This is a genomic window from Nonomuraea sp. 10N515B (genome assembly GCF_052245915.1).
Lineage (GTDB): Bacteria > Actinomycetota > Actinomycetes > Streptosporangiales > Streptosporangiaceae > Nonomuraea.
In genome coordinates this window covers 280,589-302,009 of record NZ_JBQQBQ010000009.1, presented here as the reverse complement: position 1 = coordinate 302,009, position 21,421 = coordinate 280,589, and the positions used below count along the sequence as shown (strand labels likewise).

Annotated in this window: 20 protein-coding genes; 12 read left to right on the top strand and 8 right to left on the bottom strand. The window is 70.7% G+C overall.

Annotated features, from left to right (window positions below; genetic code table 11):
- The first annotated feature begins 61 nt into the window (after positions 1-61).
- From ACTWQA_RS16610 to ACTWQA_RS16595, 4 genes are all read left to right on the top strand, one after another.
- The gene (locus ACTWQA_RS16610; protein WP_443160129.1) at positions 62-274 is read left to right on the top strand and encodes a hypothetical protein; all 213 of its coding nucleotides are present in this window, start codon (positions 62-64) and stop codon (positions 272-274) included.
- A complete protein-coding gene (locus ACTWQA_RS16605; RefSeq protein WP_443160107.1) occupies positions 271-771 on the top strand; it encodes a DUF6653 family protein in 501 nt (166 codons plus the stop codon). Before ACTWQA_RS16610 ends, ACTWQA_RS16605 begins: the two co-directional genes overlap by 4 nt.
- 160 nt (positions 772-931) lie before the next feature.
- The gene (locus ACTWQA_RS16600) at positions 932-1,186 is read left to right on the top strand and encodes a hypothetical protein (protein WP_443160106.1); all 255 of its coding nucleotides are present in this window, start codon (positions 932-934) and stop codon (positions 1,184-1,186) included.
- A gap of 266 nt (positions 1,187-1,452) precedes the next feature.
- The gene (locus tag ACTWQA_RS16595; RefSeq protein WP_443160105.1) at positions 1,453-2,067 is read left to right on the top strand and encodes a TetR/AcrR family transcriptional regulator; all 615 of its coding nucleotides are present in this window, start codon (positions 1,453-1,455) and stop codon (positions 2,065-2,067) included.
- A gap of 401 nt (positions 2,068-2,468) precedes the next feature.
- On the opposite strand, the gene ACTWQA_RS16590 is transcribed toward ACTWQA_RS16595, so the two are convergent.
- Positions 2,469-3,161: a DUF998 domain-containing protein gene (locus tag ACTWQA_RS16590; protein ID WP_443160104.1), complete on the bottom strand. Its 693-nt coding sequence runs from the start codon at positions 3,159-3,161 to the stop codon at positions 2,469-2,471.
- A 151-nt stretch (positions 3,162-3,312) separates the two neighbouring features.
- Here ACTWQA_RS16590 and ACTWQA_RS16585 point away from each other — a divergent pair, with 151 nt between their 5' ends.
- Positions 3,313-3,795, top strand: a complete 483-nt coding sequence (locus tag ACTWQA_RS16585) for a GbsR/MarR family transcriptional regulator (RefSeq protein WP_443160103.1) — start codon at positions 3,313-3,315, stop codon at positions 3,793-3,795.
- Entirely contained in the window at positions 3,792-4,844 is a 1,053-nt protein-coding gene (locus ACTWQA_RS16580; protein WP_443160102.1) for an FAD-dependent monooxygenase, read from the top strand. The genes ACTWQA_RS16585 and ACTWQA_RS16580 overlap by 4 nt, the downstream gene beginning before the upstream one ends.
- Positions 4,845-5,176: 332 nt before the next feature.
- On the opposite strand, the gene ACTWQA_RS16575 is transcribed toward ACTWQA_RS16580, so the two are convergent.
- Entirely contained in the window at positions 5,177-5,836 is a 660-nt protein-coding gene (locus tag ACTWQA_RS16575; protein WP_305922392.1) for a potassium channel family protein, read from the bottom strand.
- Entirely contained in the window at positions 5,836-6,501 is a 666-nt protein-coding gene (locus ACTWQA_RS16570; RefSeq protein ID WP_443160101.1) for a potassium channel family protein, read from the bottom strand. The genes ACTWQA_RS16575 and ACTWQA_RS16570 overlap by 1 nt, the downstream gene beginning before the upstream one ends.
- 102 nt (positions 6,502-6,603) lie before the next feature.
- On the opposite strand from ACTWQA_RS16570, the gene ACTWQA_RS16565 reads away from it, so the two are divergent.
- A complete protein-coding gene (locus ACTWQA_RS16565; protein ID WP_443160100.1) occupies positions 6,604-8,643 on the top strand; it encodes an APC family permease in 2,040 nt (679 codons plus the stop codon).
- On the opposite strand, the gene ACTWQA_RS16560 is transcribed toward ACTWQA_RS16565, so the two are convergent.
- Positions 8,633-10,267, bottom strand: coding sequence for an alpha/beta hydrolase (locus ACTWQA_RS16560; protein ID WP_443160099.1), 1,635 nt, complete (start codon positions 10,265-10,267; stop codon positions 8,633-8,635). The two genes, ACTWQA_RS16565 and ACTWQA_RS16560, sit on opposite strands and share 11 nt — an antisense overlap.
- 75 nt (positions 10,268-10,342) lie before the next feature.
- Between ACTWQA_RS16560 and ACTWQA_RS16555 the strand changes: the two genes are divergently transcribed.
- Both ACTWQA_RS16555 and ACTWQA_RS16550 read left to right on the top strand, forming a co-directional pair.
- A complete protein-coding gene (locus ACTWQA_RS16555) occupies positions 10,343-11,572 on the top strand; it encodes a class I SAM-dependent RNA methyltransferase (RefSeq protein ID WP_443160128.1) in 1,230 nt (409 codons plus the stop codon).
- Positions 11,573-11,664: 92 nt separating this feature from the next.
- Positions 11,665-12,120 (top strand): lamin tail domain-containing protein, encoded by a 456-nt coding sequence (locus ACTWQA_RS16550; protein WP_443160098.1) that lies wholly within the window; start codon positions 11,665-11,667, stop codon positions 12,118-12,120.
- A gap of 59 nt (positions 12,121-12,179) precedes the next feature.
- Here the strand turns inward: ACTWQA_RS16550 and ACTWQA_RS16545 are convergent, their stop codons facing one another.
- From ACTWQA_RS16545 to ACTWQA_RS16530, 4 genes are read right to left on the bottom strand one after another with little or no spacing between them, the layout of a single operon-like run.
- Positions 12,180-12,779, bottom strand: coding sequence for a response regulator (locus tag ACTWQA_RS16545; RefSeq protein WP_443160097.1), 600 nt, complete (start codon positions 12,777-12,779; stop codon positions 12,180-12,182).
- Between the two features lie 16 nt (positions 12,780-12,795).
- On the bottom strand, positions 12,796-13,908 hold the full coding sequence (locus tag ACTWQA_RS16540; protein ID WP_443160096.1) for a sensor histidine kinase: 1,113 nt from the start codon (positions 13,906-13,908) through the stop codon (positions 12,796-12,798).
- Positions 13,908-15,023, bottom strand: coding sequence for a sensor histidine kinase (locus tag ACTWQA_RS16535; protein WP_443160095.1), 1,116 nt, complete (start codon positions 15,021-15,023; stop codon positions 13,908-13,910). Before ACTWQA_RS16535 ends, ACTWQA_RS16540 begins: the two co-directional genes overlap by 1 nt.
- A 46-nt stretch (positions 15,024-15,069) precedes the next feature.
- On the bottom strand, positions 15,070-16,188 hold the full coding sequence (locus tag ACTWQA_RS16530; protein WP_443160094.1) for a hypothetical protein: 1,119 nt from the start codon (positions 16,186-16,188) through the stop codon (positions 15,070-15,072).
- A gap of 118 nt (positions 16,189-16,306) precedes the next feature.
- Between ACTWQA_RS16530 and ACTWQA_RS16525 the strand changes: the two genes are divergently transcribed.
- From ACTWQA_RS16525 to ACTWQA_RS16515, 3 genes are read left to right on the top strand one after another with little or no spacing between them, the layout of a single operon-like run.
- Positions 16,307-17,221, top strand: a complete 915-nt coding sequence (locus tag ACTWQA_RS16525) for an LLM class F420-dependent oxidoreductase (protein ID WP_443160093.1) — start codon at positions 16,307-16,309, stop codon at positions 17,219-17,221.
- 44 nt (positions 17,222-17,265) lie between these two features.
- Complete coding sequence (locus ACTWQA_RS16520; protein ID WP_443160092.1) at positions 17,266-18,960, top strand: 3' terminal RNA ribose 2'-O-methyltransferase Hen1; 1,695 nt, start codon at positions 17,266-17,268, stop codon at positions 18,958-18,960.
- The gene (locus tag ACTWQA_RS16515; protein ID WP_443160091.1) at positions 18,944-21,403 is read left to right on the top strand and encodes a polynucleotide kinase-phosphatase; all 2,460 of its coding nucleotides are present in this window, start codon (positions 18,944-18,946) and stop codon (positions 21,401-21,403) included. The genes ACTWQA_RS16520 and ACTWQA_RS16515 overlap by 17 nt, the downstream gene beginning before the upstream one ends.
- The last annotated feature ends 18 nt before the right edge of the window (positions 21,404-21,421 follow it).

Below are 21,421 nucleotides of genomic sequence, written 5' to 3'. Positions count from 1 at the left end.
CGACACCACCGAGGTACGCCTGGTCCCCGCGCCTGTCAAAAGCTTGACGAACGTCAATTGCGTGGCCGCCGGTAGCGGGTTCAGCATGGCGCTGCACGGCGATGGGACGGTCAGTGCGCGGGGGCGAAACAAATCCGGCCAGCTGGGCGGCGGCACCAACACCACTCGCTCCGACTCGAAGCACGGCTCATTGAAAACATTTGGCAAATCTGGTTTTATGGATTCACTGTCGGGATGTGCCCGGCTACTTCCCCCTTTTGAGGAGCAACGATGAAGCTCACACAGGCCGCTGCGGCAACGTTCGGACTCAACGACGACTCCTGGAAGCGGCACGCCAACGCCTGGAGCGTCTGGACCCGTATGGCCGGGCTGGCGCCGATCCTCCTGCCGATCTACTTCCGCGACGCGCTGGGCTGGTGGGCACTAGCTCCGATCGCGGCGGGCGTGATCTGGATGTGGATCAACCCGCACGCGTTCAAGCCCGTCTACGAGCCCCGTAGCTGGGCGGAGAAGGGCATCTACGGCGAGAAGATGTACGCCGCCGACCACTCGCTGGCGGCCGAGGCGCACCGTCCCGCGATCCGCTGGCTGATCGCCCTGGCCGCCGTCGGCGCCGCGATCATGGTGTACGGCCTGATCCGCATCGAGGCCTGGCCGTCGGTGTTCGGTCTGTCGCTTATCTTCGTCTCCCAGCTGTGGCAGATTGACCGCTTCGTCGCCATCTACGAGGAGGGCCTGCGCCAGACGGCCGCCGAGGGCAACGCCGAGTGACCACGCCTGCCGCACCTGAAAGAGGATGAAACCACCCATGCGCACCCCTGGAGCGGCGCACCCGCGCCGCTGGTGGATCCTGGCAGCGCTCTGCCTGAGCCTCTGCTGGCGTTCGCCGCAGCGGGCATGATGCCTGACGCTCACCCAGTACGTCCAGTTCGTGGCCGGCTACGGCGTGCTGGAGGCGGACCTGGCGCTGCTGCCCTTCGCCGCGTCCTCGGCGATGTTCAACATGGCCGGGGCCACGCTGGGCCGCCGCTTCAACAACCGGGCCATGGTCACCACTTGCATGCTGATCATCGCCGCCGGTTCGGTCTGCTGTCGACGCTCAGCCCGGCAAGCGGCTACCTGTTGCTCGCCACCGCCTTGGTGGTCATGGGCATGGGCGCCGGGCTGGCCACCCCCGCTGCCGTGACCACGCTGATGGGTGCCATACCGCCGCGCGCGAGTCCTGGCCGGTGCCGTCGCCACAGCCGACCCAGCGGTCATCGCCGCGGCGGGGCAGGCCTTCACCGCCTCCATGTCCGTGAACATGGCCGTCGGCGCAGGGCCGCCGCAGTGGTCGCCGTCGTCCTGCTCCGTAGCCCTGCTGGAGGTGAGGCCTCGGCGGCTCTGGTCGTGTCCGCACGTACCCGTGAAACCATATGAACGAACTGTTCGATTGAAGGAAGGTTGTCTCCAATGCCACCCGCGTTCACCGCCGAGGAGAAGGCCCGCATCACCCGGCTGCTACTGGAGACCGGGGAAAAGCTGTTCACCAGCCAAGGACTGCGCAAGACCTCCCTGGAAGAGCTGATGACTCCGACCGGAGTGGCCAAGAGCAGCTTTTATGTCTTCTTCGACTCCAAGGAGGCGCTGTATCTGGAGCTGATGCTGCGGCAGTCGGGCGACGTCAAGCGCCGGGTCATCGACGGCGCCCTGCTGAGTACGGACGACACGCGTGAAGGCCTGCGCCGCTTCCTCCACGCCACCTTGGACGAACTGTCGGCCAACCCGCTGTGGCGGCGCCTGATGACCCACCCCGAGGAGATGCAGGCCGTGGCGCGCAAGCTCGACCCTCAGCGGATCGCCGCCATGGCCGACAATCCCGCCACCGCCTTGGGCGAGTTCTTGACCGCCCGCACTGCGCGCGGGGACTTGATCGCGGCCGAGCCCGCCGTGCTCGTCGGTGTCCTGCAGTGCGTGCTGCTGGTGCCGATGTTCGCCGAACGGCTCGGCGACCCCTCCCTCCGCCCCAAGATCCTCGACCTGCTCATCGACATCGTCGCCACAGGACTCGCGCCCGATCAGAGATGAGCACTGCATTGGTTCGATCCCGAAGACGCTGACCCGGTCATCGACGAGGGCGGCGTGCCTGTCCTCGAAGCGCCGCCGCGGCAAGGCGCAACTCAGCACCGACGCCGAGCGCCTGGCAGCCGAGATCGAGCGGCGCATGCCCCGAGCACTGTTGCTGTCGATTGCCGCGCGCACCGCCTCCTGACTGGGCTCTTGGGATGGGCGCCAAGATGACCGCACGTAGCGGTCGGTCCACACGCGTACGAACGGGTGTGAGGGACGGCACGGCGCCAGGTTTTTGACAAAGGGAGCTCTCCCTGAAGAGATCCGCCATCTGTGATCGGTAAGCGCCGCCGCTGTGTTGAGCAACCGGCGGCGCCGACGGTCCGTGCGCGGGTGGTGCACCGGCCGTCGCACCGGGATCACCGGCGGGCCGTACCTCCTGGGGACACGGTCCCTGCGGGACTGTTGGCGCGGGCGCGTCGCAGGTGCACGCCCACTGCTATCAGCCAGCAGAATCCGGACAACAGGGAGAGGTGTTCGAGCAGGCCCGCGGGAGCTGGTCGCCATATGCCTTGGGTGTCTAGGCGGTAGGCGATGCCGGCGGCGAAGGCGAAGCCGATGATGAGGGTCCCGGACAGACGGGAGTAGACGGCCCAAGCGCGGCTTGCTTCGCCCAGGCGTCTAGCGAGGACGAACGCGGCGGCGCTGAGCCCGGCGAACAGCAGTAAGCCGGCCACCTGGTGAATGACGCCGCTGGCGGTGACGATGTTCGGTTGCCCGGGCGGGTAGCCCAGTGCGGGATCGGTGGGCACCAGCCCGGCCACGATGAGTCCCGCCGCGGCGGTCGTGAGCAGGATCGGTCCCCAGGTCGCGCCGCGCCCACCTCGTAGAGCGCGGCGCACTCCGGCGGCGAAGGCGGCCAGCAGCAGGCCGCCGAGCACGAAGTTGATCGTCTGTAGCCAGGCGCGCTCGCCGGTGCCGAGCTGGCTGGCGCCGTGGTGCCACAGGCTGTAGCCGGGCCGGGTGGCGCCGTCGGCCCACAGCAGTACCGGCACCAGGACGCCGGCGGCGATTCCGCTACCGAGCAGCGACGAAAGGGTGCGTGAGGTCATCGGGAAAGTCCTCCTCGTTCTCCGCGACGGCGAGCGTCGCGGGCCGACCAGACTTCCCGGCTCTCCACCAGCACGCCCAACAGGGGTGCAGCTTGATTGATACAGTTATTTTAGCTCATACTGAAATAACTGCAAGAGGGGATGAACCGCCGTGACTGAACAGGAGCCGTTGCTGGAGTGGGTGGAGCGGGTAGCCATGTACCTGGCGCGCGATGGTGTGCCGCCGATCGCCGGGCGGGTACTGGGCTGGCTCATGGTCTGCGACCCGCCGGAGCAGTCCGCCGGGCAGATCAGCGAGGCCATCGGCGCCAGCCGCGCCTCGCTGACCTCCAACCTGCGGCTGCTGACCGGCATGGGATTCCTGACCTGGCGCACCCGGCCGGGCGAGCGGACCGTCTACTACCGGATGGCCGAGGACGCCTGGGCGGTGGTGGCCCGCAAGCAGATCGCCGGCATCACCTCCTTCCTCGACATCACACGCAACGGCCTGGACCTGGTCGGCCCGGACGACGAGCGGGCCTCACGCATCCGCCAGGCGCACGCCACCTTCGAATGGATGGCCAAGGTCTTCGACAACGCGCCACCCCTGAACCCCACCCCGGCCAACGACCGCGACGAGGAGGAGACACCGTGACCAGACAGGCCATCGTGGTAGGCGGCGGCATCGGCGGACTGGCCGCTGCCGTCGCCCTGCATCGGATCGGCTGGCGGGCCATCGTGCTGGAGCGGGCGGCCGAGTTGCGTGAGATCGGTGCTGGCATGTCTCAGGCTCCGAACGCCATGCGCGCGCTCGATGAACTTGGCGTGGGCCGGCAGGCGCGTGCGGCCGGGGTGCCCACGTACTCTGCGGTGCCCGCCGGATGGGTGCGCACCGGCGCGGAAGTCACCGGCATCCAGCAAGACCAACACGACCAGCACACGGTGACGGTCGCCTGGAGCGGCGGCGAGGCCACCGCTGACCTGGTGATCGGCGCGGACGGTATCCGCAGCACGGTGCGCCGACTGCTGTGGCCGGATGCGCCGCCGCCGCGTTTCCTGGGCCGCACCGCCTGGCTGGGCATCGTGGATGCCGACGGGCTGCCCGGCAGCATCACCATGGGTCCCGGCGGCTACTTCCTCATCCACCCCGTCAGCGGCGGCCGCGCCTACTGGGCGTACGTCACCACCGCCGACCAGGCGGGCATCCGCTACGACCAAGAGAAGACCGAAGCGGCCCGCCGAGTCGCCACCTGGCACGAGCCGATCCCTGCGCTGATCGAGGCCACACCAGAAGAGGCGGTGATCCATATCGACATCTGCGACCTGGACCCGCTGCCCACCTACGTCCGCGGGCGGGTGGCGCTGCTCGGCGACGCCGCGCACGCGATGAGCCCGGATCGCGGCCAGGGTGCCGGGCAGTCCATCGAGGATGCCGTCGTGCTCGCCGCTGCCCTCACCGACAAACCCACAGTCGAGGCCGCGCTGCGGCGCTACGACGCCGAGCGCCGCCCGCGCACCCAGGCCACTGCCCTAGGTGCCCGCGCCGACGGGCGCCGCACCACCTCCACGGCCGGGTACCGGGCCCTGGTCAGCATGATCCGGCTGGTGCCCGCACCGTTGTGGCGCAAAGGCATCGCCGCCGACGGCAACACCACCTGGCGATGGCACCCGCCGCACCTGCCGTCGCTGACCACGCACCTATGACCCAGAGCCAATGCCAGCGCAGCTCAGCACCGTTGGCAGGCCCCACGCTTGCTGCGTGATGGTCCGATGTAGGCGGCATACAACGGGCGGAGCTCGTCACGGGCCTTGGCCAGATCGTTGGTTCTGATGGCATGCGTGTCGGCGGGCCGGCTCGTCCGGCCCACTGGATACGCTGCGAAAGGCGAGGCGGTTTCGACACGCGCCCACAGATTTTTTGCAAGTTTTTTGGTGGTCGATGGTGCCGCTCGGGTGGGACGGCAACAAGCGCCGCCAGGCGAGAACCTGGCGGCGCTTGTCCTCGGCACTCGGCAGACCCCGGCCGGCGTCCTGCCCTAGTGCAGGGACAGGAGGTGGGCGAGCTCCTGCTCCACTTCCTGGTTGGCGACGAACAGCAGCTCGTCCCCCGCCTCCAGCGGATCGTCCGCGGTCGGCACCAGGACCCGGCCCTCGCGCAGGATCGCCACCAGCGCCGCGTCCACCGGCCACGGCACCGAGCCGGCTCGCTGGCCGACCACCGGCGCGTCCTCGGCCAGTGTCAGTTCCACCAGGTTGGCCTGGCCCTGGCGGAAGGTCATCAGGCGGACCAGGTCGCCGACGCTCACCGCCTCCTCCACCAGCGCGCTCAGCAGGCGCGGGGTCGAGACGGCCACGTCGACGCCCCATGACTCGTTGAACAGCCACTCGTTGTTGGGGTGGTTGATCCTGGCCACCACGCGGGGCACGCCGTATTCGGTCTTGGCCAGCAGCGACACGACCAGGTTGACCTTGTCGTCGCCGGAGGAGGCGACGACGACGTGGCAGTTGTTGAGACCGGCCTCGTCCAGCGACGCGATCTCGCAGGCGTCGGCGAGCAGCCATTCGGCGCGCGGCACGCTGTCGATCTTGATGGCGGCGGGGTCGACGTCGATGAGCAGGACCTCGTGGCCGTTCTCCAGGAGCTCGGCCGCGATGGAACGGCCGACGGCTCCCGCTCCGGCGATGGCGATGCGCATCACTGGTCCTCTTCCGGTGCCGCGGCGAGCACCTTGTTGATCCGGTCCATGTCGTTCTCGGCGGCGATGACGTGAAGCACGTCGCCATCCTGGACCACGGTGTCCTCCGTGATGGTCACGGCCTCGCCCATGCGGTTGACGAAGGCGGCGCGCGTGCGGACGCGGCTCTCCAGGTCGGCCATGCGGGTGCCGATCCAGGCGGGATGGGCGGCGACCTCCGCCAGCACCACGGTGCCGGTGGGGTCGCGCCAGAGCGGCTCGGCGCCCTCGGGGAGGATGCGGCGCAGGATCTGGTCGGCGGTCCACCGCACGGTCGCCACCGTGGGGATGCCCAGCCGCTGGTAGACCTCGGCTCGCCGAGGGTCGTAGATGCGGGCCACCACGTTGTCGACGCCGAACGTCTCGCGGGCCACGCGCGCGGAGATGATGTTGGAGTTGTCCCCGCTGGAGACCGCCACGAACGCCGCCGCGGACTCGACACCGGCCTCGGTGAGCACGTCGCGATCGAAGCCGACGCCCGTCACCCGCCGCCCCCGGAACCCGGCGCGCAGCCGGCGGAACGCCTGGGGGTTGCGGTCGATGATGGCGACGGAATGGCCGCTGTCTTCGAGGATGTGCGCGAGGGTCGAACCCACCCGGCCACATCCCATGATCACTATATGCATATCCCCCCGCATCTCGCGGTCGGCCGGTTGCTCGACACCAGTATGGCCCCAGTGGGGACTCACCTCGTTTAGCGCCTGCGTATGGGGCTAGCATCTCGTTACGTGGCGAAGGTAGCGGATCTTGTCAAACGCGTGCTCGTGGGGCGTGCCCTGCGTAGCGGGCAGCTTCATGAGCAACTCCTCCCCAAACGGATCGCACTACCTGTTTTCGCGAGCGACCCGCTCTCCTCGGTGGCGTACGCGCCGCTGGAGATCCTGGTCGCACTTTCCGTAGCGGGAGTCGCCGCCTATCACTTCGCGCCGTGGATCGCCGTCGCCATCGTGGTGCTGATGTTCACCGTCGTGGCGTCGTACCGGCAGACCGTGCACGCCTATCCGAGCGGCGGCGGTGACTACGAGGTCGCCATGACCAACCTCGGTCAGAACGCCGGCCTGACCGTGGCCAGCGCGCTGATGGTCGACTACGTGCTGACAGTCGCCGTCTCCGTGTCGTCGGGGGTCGACAATATCGGCGCGGCCATCCCATTCGTTGCCGAGCACAAGGTCGGCGTGGCCATCTCCATGGTGGTCCTGCTCACCGTCATGAACCTGCGGGGCATCCGCGAGTCGGGCGGGATCTTCGCCATTCCCACCTACGCCTTCGTCGTCGGCGTCCTCGGCATGATCGCGTGGGGGTTCTTCCGGCTGGGCGTGTTCGGCGACGACCTGACGGCGCCGAGCGCGGACTTCGAGCTCCACGCCGAGCAGGACGGCTCCGCGCTGGCCGGCCTGGCCCTGGCCTTCATGCTCCTGCGCGCCTTCTCCAACGGCTGCGCCGCGCTGACCGGCGTCGAGGCGATCAGCAACGGCGTCCCGGCCTTCCGCAAGCCCAAGAGCAAGAACGCCGCCACCACGCTGGCGCTGATGGGCCTGATCGCGGTGTCGATGTTCGTGGGCGTCATCGCGCTCGCGCTCATCTCCGGCGTCAAGGCGGCGGAGAACCCGCAGGAGCAGCTCATCATCAACGGGCAGCCGGCGCCTCCCGGCTACACCAACGAGGCGATCCTGCCGCAGGTGGCCTCGGCCGTGTTCGGTCACGACTCGACGGGCTTCATCTTCATCAGCGCCATCACCGCGCTCATCCTGTTCCTGGCTGCGAACACCGCCTTCAACGGCTTCCCCGTGCTCGGCTCGATCCTGGCCCAGGACCGCTACCTGCCGCGCCAGCTGCACACCAGGGGCGACCGGCTGGCGTTCTCCAACGGCATCGTCCTGCTCTCCGGGTTCGCCTGCCTGCTGATCTTCGTGTTCAACGCCAACCCCAGCGCGCTCGTGCACCTGTACATCGTCGGCGTGTTCGTGTCGTTCACACTGAGCCAGATCGGCATGGTGATCCACTGGACTCGGCTGCTGAAGACCGAGACCGAGCGGCAGGCGCGGCGGCACATGATCCGCTCGCGGGCCATCAACGGCTTCGGCGCGGTGTTCACGGGGCTTGTGCTGGTCGTGGTCCTGGTGACCAAGTTCCTGCTGGGCGCGTGGATCGTGGTGCTGGCCATGCCGGTGCTGTTCGTGCTGATGAAGGGCATCCGGGGGCACTATGACCACGTCGCGAGCGAGCTGGCGATCACCGAGGACTACGAGCCGACGATGCTGCCCGCGCGCAACCACGCCATCGTGCTCGTCTCCAAGATCCACAAGCCGACCCTGCGAGCGCTGGCGTACGCGCGTGCCACGAGGCCGTCCATGCTGGAGGCCGTCACCGTGGGCGTCGAGGGTGAAGAGGCACGCAAGCTGCAGGACGAGTGGGAGCGGCGGGGCATCCCGGTGCCGCTCAAGATGCTCGACTCGCCGTACCGGGAGATCACGCAGCCCATCCTCGACTACGTCAAGCACCTGCGCAGGCGCTCGCCGCGCGACGTGGTGACCGTGTTCATCCCCGAGTACGTGGTGGGCCACTGGTGGGAGCACCTGCTGCACAACCAGAGCGCGCTCCGGCTGAAGGCGCGGCTGCTGTTCAAGCCGGGGGTCATGGTCACGAGCGTGCCCTGGCAGCTGCACTCCTCGGACCGGCTCAAGGGCCGCCCGGAGCCGTTCGCACCGGGTTCGGTGCGCCGGCCGTGGCACCAGACGGTCAAGGAAGAGGAGCAGCTCAAGAGCTGATCAGCACGCGCAGCCGGTCGGTGTCGGACGCGCTCCAGCCCGGCGGCGCGGCGACCGCGGCCCAGCCGTCGACGATGTTGGGGCCGTAGCGGTGCCCGTGGCCCGGCGGCACGGACAGCCCGGCCGTCAGATCCACCAGCACCTGCCAGAAGGTCACGAGCGGGAACCAGTTCATCTCCGGATTCATCCCCGGACCCCGCGCGCCCTCCAGCCAGGCCGGCCGGCGGTAGATCAGCTCGGGAGACCACCACACGACCGGGTCGGAGGCGTTCTGCAGGTAGACCACGCGCGGGCGGACCCAAGGCCCCGGCGGCCGGTCCAGGTCGTCGGGGTGCTGGGCGAACCTGACCGTCTTGCCCCCTTGGTAGATCGGCCGCCACACAGGGCTGCCGGGTTCGCGGCCGTTCGTGACGCTGCGCCAGATGTGATTGGCGTTCGGCGGGCCGACGAACACCGCGCCGTCTGCCTTGGCCGCCAGGTCCTCCAGGTCGCGGAAGGCCCCCTCCAGCTGGTAGGACCCCAGGCTCTCGCCCGACAGCACCAGCTTCGGCCGCTCGCCGGGCGGCAGCCTGGCCCACCTGGCGCGTACCGCCTCGAACAACGCCCGCCCCGCGGCCGCCGCCTTGTCCCGGTCGAGCAGGAACGACGCCCAGCTCGGCAGATACGAGTACTGCAGGGCGACCATGGCGGAGCGGCCGTTGTACATGTACTCCAGCGCGTCGGCGATGTGCGGGTCGACCCAGCCGGTGCCCGTCGTGCCGAGCACGGCGAGCACAGGGCGGCTGAACGCGCCGGCGCGTTCGAGCTCGCGAACCGCCAGCGCCGCCTGGGCCTGAGGCGAGCGGGTGGAGTCGAGTCCGACGTAGACCCTGATCGGGTCGGCGGCAGGGCGGCCGGAGAAGGCGGCGAGCCTGGCGCGGGTGGTGGCGGTGCCGGTGAAGCGGCGGCCTTCCTTGCCGAGCGACTCCCAGGTCACCAGCGAACCCGGGCCGCCGGACACCAGGGTGGAGGTGGGCCTGTGCACCCCCGGGTGGGTGCCGGCGTTGGTGACCGAGGAGACTTCGCTCACCCGGGCGGAGAAGGCGGAGAAGACCACATCGTTGGCGAAGACGACGACCACGAGCCCGATGACGAGCACGCCGAGGACATGGCCGACATAGATCGGGACGAACCGCTCGAGCCAGGCGATCAGCTTGCGGCAACCCAAGCGGACAAGCCGCGAAATAGCGAGAAATAGTGTGAAGAGGGCGACGGCTATCGCGACGATCACCGGAGGAAACCACGTGATCCGCGTGTCCATGCCCATGAGCGCCCGCAGGTCGCGTTGCCAGTCCACGCTGTACCAGAGCGCGACCGCCGCCAGTGCCCCGCCCACGCCGATCAGGAGCTGCCAGGCGACCCAACGGCCCCGCTCCGGCAGCCGGTAGGAGATCACCGCCCGGCCCAGCGCGCCGAGCGTGGCTCCCACGGCGTACCCCAGGATGCCGGTGACCGCGCACATCACCCCCTGGTACAACCACGTGCGGGGCAGCATCGACGGCGTCAGCGACGCGCAGGCGAACAGGACGGCCAGCAGCGCCCCCCCGAAGCCGGGCCGCCGCCGCACCACCCTCGCCGTTCCCACGACCACCTACAGTAATGGATCAATCTGGCCAGGTAGGGGGCATAGGGTGGCGGTGTGGAACAGGTATCTCTCGAGTTGACGGTGGGTCCGGTCGCGCACGGTGGCTGGTGTGTGGCACGCCACGAAGGACGCGTGGTGTTCGTCCGGCACGCGCTGCCCGGCGAACGGGTCATCGCCGACGTCACCGAGGAGACCACCCGGTTCCTGCGTGCCGACGCCGTGGAGATCCTCGAGCCGTCGCCAGACCGCGTGGTCCCGCCCTGCCCCTACGCGGGCCCGGGCCGCTGCGGCGGCTGCGACTGGCAGCACGCCACGCCGCAGGCACAGCGGCGGCTCAAGGCCCAGGTCGTGGCCGAGCAGTTGCACCGGCTGGCGGGGATCGAGCGCGAGGTCGTGGTCGAGGAGGTGCCGGGGGCCAAGGACGGGCTCGGCTGGCGTACGCGCGTGCAGTTCGCCGCCCTGCCGACCGGCGAGCTGGGCTTCCGGCGGCACCGTTCGCACGAGATCGAGGTAGTGGACGCCTGCCTGATCGCCCACCCCGAGGTGGAGGCGGTCGGGGCGGAGGCGCATGACTGGCCCGGTGCCTCCGGGGTCGAGGTCATCGCCTCCTCCAGCGGCGACCGGGCCGTGGTGGTCTCACCCCGGCCGCGCCGCAGCGTCACCGTCCCCGAGCTCGACGCGCCCGCCTCGATCCTGCTCGACCAGGGCAAGGGCCACACGGTGCCGCGGCGCGGGTCGGGAGTGCTGCACGAGCAGGTGGCCGATCGCGAGTTCCGGGTGGCAGGCAGCGGTTTCTGGCAGGTCCACCCGGGGGCCGCGGAGACGCTGCTGGACGCCGTGCTGGCGTACGCGGCGCCGGAGCCGGGTGAGTGGGCGCTCGACCTCTACTGCGGCGTCGGCCTGTTCGCGGCCGGGCTCGCCGAGGCCGTCGGGCCCGAGGGAGCGGTGTTCGGCCTGGAGTCCGAGGCTTCGGCCGTCCGCGACGCCCGCGCCAACCTGCGCGACCTGCCGCAGGCGCGGGTGGAGCGGGGGCGGGTGGAGGAGGCGCTCGACCGGTTCCAGATCGAGCGCGCCGACCTCGTGGTGGTGGACCCGCCGCGGTCCGGGCTCGGGCGCGAGGTGGTTGAGCGGATCACGGGGCTGGAGGCGTTGCGGATCGTGTACGTGTCGTGCGATCCCGCCACGTTCGCCCGGGATCTGAAGTGGCTGGCCGAACGCGGATACGTGCTCGAGGACCTGCGTGCTTTCGACGCCTTCCCCATGACTCATCACGTGGAATGTGTGGGGCTGCTGGTCAGGAAATAGCCCTGCGAACAGCGCCATTCCCGTGCCAACCGTGAGCTGACGTCCGTCGTCCTTACATGCGTCACATTGCCCACATGTAGAGGACCTCGACGGTGAGAATCGTCTTATCGGCCGCGCTCGTCGCGGCAGCGACGCTCGGCACGGCACTCCCCGCCCAGGCGGCTGCTCCCGCGATCCAGATCGTGAAGATCTACTACGATTCCCCAGGGGCCGACCGGCGCTCCAACAGCTCGCTGAACGCCGAGTACATCACCGTCCTCAACACGACGACGCGCACGGTCGATCTCGAAGGCTGGACGATCCGCGACAAGACCGGCTACACCTACGAGTTCGGCCCGGACGTCGTGCTCGGCGCCAAGAAGCGGATCACCCTGCGTTCCGGGCAGGGTGAGGACGGGGCCAGCAGCGTGTACTGGGGACGCAAGCAGTACGTCTGGAACAACGACCAGGACACCGCCTACGTCCGCAACCCGAGCGGCAAGCTCATCGACTCCTGCTCCTACAGGGCCTCGCGGTACCGGGGGTCCTCGGCCTACGTGACCTGCTGACTCGTGCTCGCGGCCGTCGGCGGGGTGGCCGGGGCACGACGCCGATGTGAATCCTGGGCTCAGAGCCAGCCCATGCGCTGGGCGGTGCGGATCGCCTCCAGGCGGTTTTGAGCGTTGAGCTTGGTCATGGCGCTCGACAGGTAGTTGCGCACGGTGCCCTCGGTCAGGTGCAGCTCGCCGGCGATCCGCGAGATCGTCGCCCCGTCGCCGGCCAGCCGCAGCGCGTCGCGTTCGCGCTCGGTCAGCGGGCTGTCCCCCGCCGCCATCGCCGCCGCGGCCAGCTCCGCGTCCAGGTAGCGGCCGCCGCTCTGGACCTTACGGATCGCCATGGCCAGCTCCTCGGCCGAGGCGTCCTTGCCGAGGAACCCGCTCACGCCCGCCGCCATGGCCCTGCGCAGGTAGCCCGGCCGGCCCAGGCTGGTCAGGATGACGATCTTGCACTGGGCGCTGATGCGCTCGGCCGCGCTCAGGCCGTCCATGCCCGGCATCTCGATGTCGAGCACCGCCACGTCAGGCCGATGCTCGGCCACCGCGGCGACCACCTCGTCGCCCCGGCCCACCTGGGCCACGACCTGGATGCCGTCCTCGAGGTCCAGCAGGGCCGCGATGGCGCCGCGGATGAGGTGCTCGTCGTCGGCGAGCAGCACGCGGATGGTCATGAAAGCTCCCGGAGAATCATGCGGGCACCCCTGCCCGCAGCAGGTAGCGGCCCTCGGGCGCCGGCTCCGCCTTCAAGGTGCCGCCTGCCGCGCGCACGCGATCGGCCAGGCCCGCCAGCCCGGTGGGCGCATGCTCGCCCACCGGGCCGCTCACCCCGTCGTTGGTCATTTCCAGCACGCCGTCCTCGATGGTGATCGTGCAGCGTTCGGCCCGGCTGTGCTTGAGCACGTTTGTCGCGCCCTCGCGGACGACCGTGGCCAGCAGCGTGCGGGTCTCCGGCGTCAGCGAGGCCGTGTCGGCGCGTACGGTGCACCGCACGTCCGCCGCCTCCAGCACCGCCCGCACGCTGGCGAGCACCTCTTCCAGGTCGACGGCCCGGTAGTTCTGCACGACGGTGCGGACTTCGCGTAACGACTGCCTGGCCAGGTCGCGTACCCCGAACATCTCCGCCGCCGCCGCGCCAGGATCGGTGCGCAGCGTCTGCTCGGCGTGGGCGGCCCGGGCCGCGACGTCGGTGAGGCTCTGCCCGAGCAGGTCGTTGAGATCGCGGGCGAACCGCAGCCGCTCTTCGGAGACCGCCAGCCTGGACAGTGCCTCCTGCCCCTCGTGCGCTTCCTTGGCCAGCTGCCAGAGCCGCAGGTTGGCCCACACCGCGCCGACGCAGATCACGGTGAACACCGTCTGCATCAGCAGCAGGGGGAGGACGAGGCCTTCGACCAGGGCGATGTAGACGTTGATGACCACGATTGAGGCGACGGAAAGGGCGATGACGGTGCGCTTGCGCACGAACGCCGCCATCAACGCGAGCCAGACTGGGATGATCCAGATCAGCGGGAAGACCGAAAGGAGCACGACGATCGCCCCGGTGACCGCCAGGATCGCGGTGGGCCGCTTTCCGCCCCGGACGGCGATCGTGAACGGGCGCGTGCTCAGCACGTTGAAGACCAGCAGCAGGAGGACCGCGCCCACGCCCAGCGGCCAGGGCAGGATCCCCGCCTGCCAGCGGATGAACAACTCCGCGTAGCCGAACAGCGGCAACAGGAGGATGACGTTGGTGGAGCCGATGCACAACCAGCGGACCTTGTCCAGCTTGGAGGCCCTCCGGACCTTGGCGACCATCCCGCGCATCAGGCCGGCACCGCCGCGCGCAGCAGGAACTCGCCCGCCGGGGTGGGCGCGGCGGAGAAGGACCCACCGGCCGTGGCCAGCCGCTCCGACAGCCCGCGCAGGCCGTTGCCGGGCGGCGCGGGCTCCCCGTGCACGCCGTCGTTGAGCATCTCGAGCACGCCTCCGTGGATGGTGATCGCGCAGCGGGTGGCCCTGCTGTGCTTGAGCACGTTGGTGCCGCCCTCGCGGACCGCCCACGCCAGCAGCGCCCTGGCGGCCGGCGACAGGCCGTCCGCCCTGGCCACGATGTCACAGCGGGCACCGGCCGCCTCCAGCGCCGCGCGTACGCCGTCGAGCTCCTCGTCCAGGTCGAGCGCCTGGTAACCGTGCACCGCCTGCTGCACCTCGGCCAGCGACTCCGCGGCCAGCGCACGGACCTCGGCCATCTCGGCCGCCGCCCGCCCGGTGTCCTTGCTCGCCAGCTTGGCGGCCAGCTCGCTCTTCAGCGTGATGACAGAAAGGCTGTGCCCGAGCAGGTCGTGCAGGTCGCGCGCGAAGCGCAGCCGCTCCTCGGCCACCGCCAGCCGCGCCTTGGCCTCCCTGCTGTTGTAGGCGTCTCTGATCACCCACCAGAGCCAGCGCCACAGCAGCATGGCCACGACCATCGAGACGGAGGAGACCGCGCTGCCGAGCAGCACGCCCTGCCATGCCTGCTCGGTCATCAGGACCGTGTAGCCGGTGACGGCGGTCACGACGGCCACCGTGAGACCGGCCGTCGCCCACGGCCGGAGGTAGAGCGCGGCCGCCGCCAGCCACAGCCCTTCGGTCTGCATCCACACGCTCGCGGCGTCCGCGTCCAGCGGCAGGAGCGCCAGAGCGGCCACCGCGAACACCGCCGCGAGCAGCAGCTTCACCGTGGGACGCGGCCGGGTGTCGAAGGCGTCCCTGAGGAGGAAGGGGAAGAGCCCGTAGAAGCCGATCGCGCACACGATGGAGACGGCCGCGGCTAAGGGAGAGAGCGTGCCCTCCGCCGCCGCCGCGAGGGTGAACACGATGGAGAGGATGGCGACGAACACCACCAGCCCGTCCATCCAGTAGATCAGGATCTTCCGCGCCGTGTCCGGCCGGGCCGCCATCGCCCCTCCCCACTGACAGAAGCCTCCTGGTCCCTAAATCCTATCGTCAGGGGCCCCGCAGAATCCGCGTCACGTCCCGCGACGGTGGGACGCCGCGCAGCGACAGCCAGGCCAGCCCGTGGCGGGCGGCGTAGCCGGCGAGGGTGCGGGCGTCGAGCTCACTCAGGTCGCCCTCGCCCGCCAGCACCGGGGTCAGGGCGATGCGCCGCCATGCCTGGCCGGGATCTGGCAGGTCCTGTGCCCGGACGATCTGGTCCTTGGCCAGCTGGATGGCCGCCGCGAGCCGGCGCAGGCGGCCGTGGGGAGCCGAGCGCGGCTGCATGGCGGCCAGCAGGTTCACGGTGCCGACCTCGGCGCCCGCCTCGTGGGTGGTGCGCAGCATCGCCACGTCGGCGGCGTCCAGCCCATACGGCCTCAGCGGGAGCGTGAAGCTGACCCGCAGCGGCCGCTCACGCTGCATGGCCCGGATGGCGCGGGCCCTGCGCAGCGCCACGGCGCCGTCCTCACTGTCGCGGATCTCGAAATCGACGGCCGCGGCGTCGAACGCGCCGACCACTCTGCGGTAGGCGGCGGCGAGCCCGCCCGGCCTGGTGCAGGTCACGGCCAGCTCCTCGACGCCGGGCCCGCCGAAGGTGGGAACGGCGTCACCACCCAGCGCCCTGAGCCGGCCGATCTTGTTCGCCACCGGGTTCTTACCGGGATCGACTGGATCGCTCCGGCTGGTGTACTGATCGGGTGTTTCGAGCGGATCGCCCTGGTCCGTGCCTGGCTCAGTCGTTTCGAGTGGAACACTCCGGTCCGCGTCAGGCTCGGGTGTTTCGAGCGGCCCCGCCCACTTCGGGGAGCAGCCGTCGTCGCCGCCGGCGATGAGGTGGCCCAGCATGTAGTGGCGCACGCCGGTGCGGCGGGACTGAGCCGGCAGGTCGAAGCCGGGGTCGCGGGCCGTGTCGACGAAGCCCACGAACGGGGCAGGCCGCTCCGCGGCAACCGCGGGGGAGGCGCTGGGGGACGGCTCCACCACCGCCGGCGGTGTCCGCGACGGCGGGGCGGCGGCGCCCGCGGGCAGCAGCTGGATCGCGACGGCGGTGGCGGCGGCGAGCCCGAGACCGCCGAGGATCGCGAGCGGGCGGGGGAGCGTGCCGGGTTCCCGTTTGTGCCGTGGCATAGAACACCCCGCGTAATCGGTCGGCTACATACGGCGCTTGACGGGCACGCTAGCAAGCGTTCCCGGCGCGGCGCGGGCCTTTTCCGGTTCGCGTCCGATGTGTGCCGATAATGTGGGCATGAAGCTACGGATCTTCACCGAGCCCCAGCAGGGCGCGACATATGACGACCTGCTTAGCGTCGCCCAGACCGCCGAACGGCTGGGCTTTGACGCTTTCTTCCGTTCTGACCACTACCAGCGCATCGGCCCCGGCGACCCGGGCCCCGGCTCCACCGACGCGTGGATCACGCTGGCCGGCCTGGCCAGGGAGACCTCGCGGATCCGGCTGGGCACGCTGGTGACACCGGCCACGTTCCGGCTTCCCGGGCCCCTGGCGATCAGCGTCGCGCAGGTCGACCAGATGAGCGGCGGCCGGGTCGAGCTGGGCTTCGGCGCCGGCTGGTTCGATACCGAGCACGCGGCGTACGGCATTCCGTTCCCGCCGCAGAACGAACGGTTCGGGCGGTTCGAGGAGCAGCTCGAGATCATCACCGGCCTGTGGACCGCGGAGAAGACCTTCTCGTTCGAGGGCAGGTACTACCGGGTCGCCGACTCGCCCGCGCTGCCGAAGCCGGTGCAGCGGCCCCGGCCGCCGATCATCATCGGTGGGTTCGGCGCCAAGCGCACGCCTCGGCTGGCGGCGACGTACGCGGATGAGTACAACGTGCCGTTCCGCACGCTGACCGACACGGCCGAGGCGTTCGGCCGGGTGCGCGAGGCCTGCGAGAGCACCGGGCGCACCCTGGTCTGCTCGCTCGCGCAGACCGCCATCGTGGGCCGCGACCGGGCCGAGGTCGAGCGGCGCGCGGCCGCGGTCGGCGAGAACCCCGGCACACTGCGGGAGAACGGCCTGGCCGGCACGCCCGCCGAGGTGCTCGAGAAGATCGGGAAGTTCGCCGAGCTGGGCGCCGAGCGGGTCTACCTGCAGATCCTGGATCTGGGCGACCTCGAGCACCTGGAGCTGATCGCGGCCGAGGTGCTGCCGCACGTGTAAGTATTCGCTGGCGGGGGTTCGCGGGGTTGCGGCAAACTTGGGGCGTGCTGCTGACGATCACGACCACCGCGAGCCCTGCCACCGACCTGGGTTTTCTCCTGCACAAGCATCCCGGGCGCGTGCAGGAGTTCAGCCAGTCGTTCGGCACGGCCAGGGTGTTCTACCCCGAGGCGGGCGAGGAGCGGTGCACGGCGGCGCTCCTGCTGGAGGTCGACCCGATCGCGCTGGTCAGGTCGCGCGGCAAGGGCTCGCCCGACTTCAGCCTGTCGCAATACGTCAACGACCGCCCCTACGCCGCGTCCTCGCTGCTGGCCGTGGCGCTGGGAGACGTGTTCCGCACGGCGCGGGCGGGCCGGTGCAAGGCCCGGCCCGAGCTTCCCGGCCAGGCGCTGCCGCTGGAGCTGAGGCTGCCCGCGCTGCCCTGCCGGGGTGGACCCGATCTGGCGCGGCGGTTGTTCGAGCCGCTCGGCTGGGAGGTCGAGGCGCAGCCGCTCCCGCTCGACGAGGGGTTCCCGGAGTGGGGCGAGTCGCGCTATGTCCGGCTCACCCTGCGCGGCGCGGCCCGCCTGTCCGACGCGCTCAACCACCTCTATGTGCTGCTGCCCGTGCTCGACGACGGCAAGCACTACTGGATCGCGCCCGACGAGGTGGACAAGCTGATCAGGGCCGGTGAGGGCTGGCTGCGCGGGCACCCGGAACGCGGGCTGATCACCCGGCGCTACCTGGGCCGGCGCTGGGCCCTGGCCCGCACCGCGCTGACCCGGCTGGCCGAGCTCGGCGACGAGACGGAAGAGCAACTGGAGCCCGCGGTCGCGGAGGACGCGCCGCCGGAGGAGACCGCCGCCGACGAGATGGCCGCCGCCGAGGCCGAGGCCCACGCCACAACCACGGCACCCGCCGCCTCCTACGCGCCCGCGGACGCGCCCACCGCGCCCTACGCGCCCACCGCGCCCTACGCGCCCACCGCGCCCTACGCGCCCACCGCGCCCTACGCGCCCACCGCGCCCTACGCGCCCGCCGCGACCGGCGTGCTCGCGCAGGACGCGCTCATCGGTGGCGCGCGTGTGGAGGGCGTGAGCGCGCCAGATGCCGCGGCCGAGGTGGCGGGGACCGAGGGGAGCGAGTCCAAGGGCAAGTCGCTCAGCGTCCGGCGACGGGAAGCCGTGCTGGCCAAGCTCGAAGAGCTCGGCGCGGTCAGCGTGATCGACCTGGGCTGCGGCCAGGGCGAGCTGGTCGGCGCGCTGCTGGCCAGGCCCAAGTTCGCCAGGGTCGCCGGCATGGACGTCTCGTCGATGGCGCTCACCATCGCCGCACGCAAGCTCCGCCTGGACCGCATGCCCGACGCCAAGCGCGCCCGCCTCACCCTGTTCCAAGGCGCGCTCACCTACACCGACAAGCGGCTCAAGGGCTACGACGCCGCCGTGCTCATGGAGGTGATCGAGCACGTCGACCCACCCCGCCTGACCGCGCTCGAACGGGTCGTGTTCGGCCACGCCAAGCCCGCACACGTGCTCGTCACCACGCCCAACATCGAGCACAACGTCCGCTATGAGTTCCTGACCGGCCTGCGCCACCCCGACCACCGCTTCGAGTGGACCCGCGCCGAGTTCGCCGCCTGGGCGACCCGGGTGGCCACCGAGCACGGCTACCAGGTCGCGTTCGAGCCGGTCGGCGACGACGACCCCGAGGTCGGCCCGCCGACCCAGATGGGAGTGTTCACCCGTGATCAGCGTTCCTGAGCTGTCCCTCGTGGTGCTGGTCGGCGTCTCCGGCAGCGGCAAGTCCACGTTCGCGCGCAAGCACTTCAAGCCGACGCAGGTCATCTCCTCCGACTTCTGCCGCGGCCTGGTCGCCGACGACGAGAACGACCAGGCGGCCACCCCGGCGGCGTTCGACCTGCTGCACCACATCGTCGGCGTGCGCCTGTCCAGGGGCCTGTTCACCGTGGTCGACGCCACCAACGTCCAGTACGCCGCCCGCAAGAGCCTCATCGACCTGGCGAGGAAACACGACGTGCTGGCCGACGCGATCGTCCTCGACGTGCCGGAGGAGGTGGCGATCGAGCGCAACGCCGTGCGGCCCGACCGCGACTTCGGCCCTGGCGTAGTGATCCGCCAGCGCAAGGACCTGCGCCGCTCGCTCGGCAAGATCTCCGGCGACGGCTTCAGGAAGGTCCACGTGCTGCGCGGCCTCGACGAGATCGAGAACGCGATGATCACGTACGAGAAGGCGTGGTCGGACCTGACCGAGCTGACCGGCCCGTTCGACGTCATCGGCGACGTGCACGGTTGCCGCGCGGAGCTGGAGACCCTGCTGCGCGAGCTCGGCTGGGAGGGTGTCAGGCACCCGGATGGCAGGACCGCGGTGTTCGTCGGCGACCTGGTGGACCGCGGCCCGGACTCGCCGGGCGTGCTGCGCCTGGTGATGGACATGGTCGAGGCGGGCACCGCGATCTGCGTGGCGGGCAACCACGAGCAGAAGCTGGTGCGCGCCCTGAACGGCCGCAACGTCAAGGTCACCCATGGCCTGCAGGAGTCGCTCGACCAGCTCGCCGCCCAGCCGCCCGAGTTCGTCGAGCGGGCCAAGCGGTTCATGGACGGCCTGCTCAGCCACTACCGCCTGGACGGCGGCCGGCTCGTGGTGGCGCACGCCGGGCTCAAGGAGGCCTACCACGGGCGGGCCTCCAAGCGGGTGCGCTCGTTCGCCCTGTACGGCGACACCACCGGCGAGACCGACGAATACGGCCTGCCGGTCCGCCTGCCGTGGGCCGAGGAATACCGTGGCCGCGCCATGGTCGTCTACGGCCACACGCCCACGCTCCGGCCCGAGTGGATCAACAACACGATCTGCCTCGACACCGGCTGCGTCTTCGGCGGCCACCTGACCGCCCTGCGTTACCCCGAGCGCCAGATCGTCCAGGTCCCGGCGGAGAAGGTCTGGTACGAGCCGACGAAGCCGCTCGGCGCGGGCGTCCGCGACCCGGGCATGCTGGACGTCAACGACGTGATCGGCACCCGCCACGTGGAGACCAGGTTCGGCGCCCGGGTGAAGGTCCTGGAGGAAAACGCGGCCGCGGCCCTGGAGGTCATGAGCCGCTTCGCGGTGGACCCGCGCTGGCTGGTCTACCTGCCGCCCACCATGGCCCCGCCGGAGACCTCCCGGCTCGACGGCTACCTGGAGCACCCGCACGAGGCGTTCGAGGAGTTCGCCGCCGCCGGGGTGCGCGAGGTCGTGTGCGAGGAGAAGCACATGGGCTCGCGGGCCGTCGCCATGCTGGCCAGGACCCCGGAGGTGGCCGCGGCCCGGTTCGGGGTGAGCGACGGCAGCGCCGGCGTCGTCTACACGCGTACCGGGCGGCCGTTCTTCGCCGACACGGGGCCGCTCGTCGAACGGCTGCGGGCGGCCTGCGAGCCGCTGTGGGCCGAGCTCGGCTCCGACTGGGTGGTGCTCGACTGCGAGCTGCTGCCCTGGTCCGCCAAGGCCGGCGCCCTCATCAGGAGCCAGTACGCCTCCGTCGGCGCGGCCGCCCGCGCCGCGCTGCCCGCGGCGGTGCGGGCCCTGGAGGCGGCGGCCGAGCGCGGGCTGGATGTGGGCGATCTGCTGGACCGCACCCGCCGCCGCTCGCACAACGCTGCCCTGTTCCGCGAGGCCTATGCCCGTTACTGCTGGCCGGTCGACGGGCTGGAGGGTGTCAAGGTGGCGCCGTTCCAGATCCTCGCCTGTGAGGGCCGGGCCGCGGCGCTGGAGCCGCACGCCTGGCACCTGAGCACGCTGGCGCTGCTCGACTCGCCGCTGATCGCCCCGACCCGCCACGTGTTCGTCGACCTCGGCTCGCCGGAGTCCAGGGCCGAGGCGACCGCCTGGTGGGAGTCGATGACGGCGGCGGGCGGCGAGGGCATGGTGGTCAAGCCGTCCGCGTACGCGCCCGGCCGGGTGCAGCCTGGGGTCAAGGTCCGCGGACGCGAATACCTGCGGATCATCTACGGCCCCGACTACACCGAGTCGCTCGACGTGCTGCGCAGGCGTTTCCTCGGCAAGAAGCGCTCGCTGGCGCTGCGCGAGTACACGCTGGGCCTGGAGGCGCTGTCGCGGCTGGCGGACGGCGAGCCGGCCTGGCGGGTGCACGAGCCGGTCTTCGCCGTGCTGGCCCTGGAGTCGGAGCCGGTGGACCCGCGGCTGTAAAGCTTGGGTAAGCCGAGC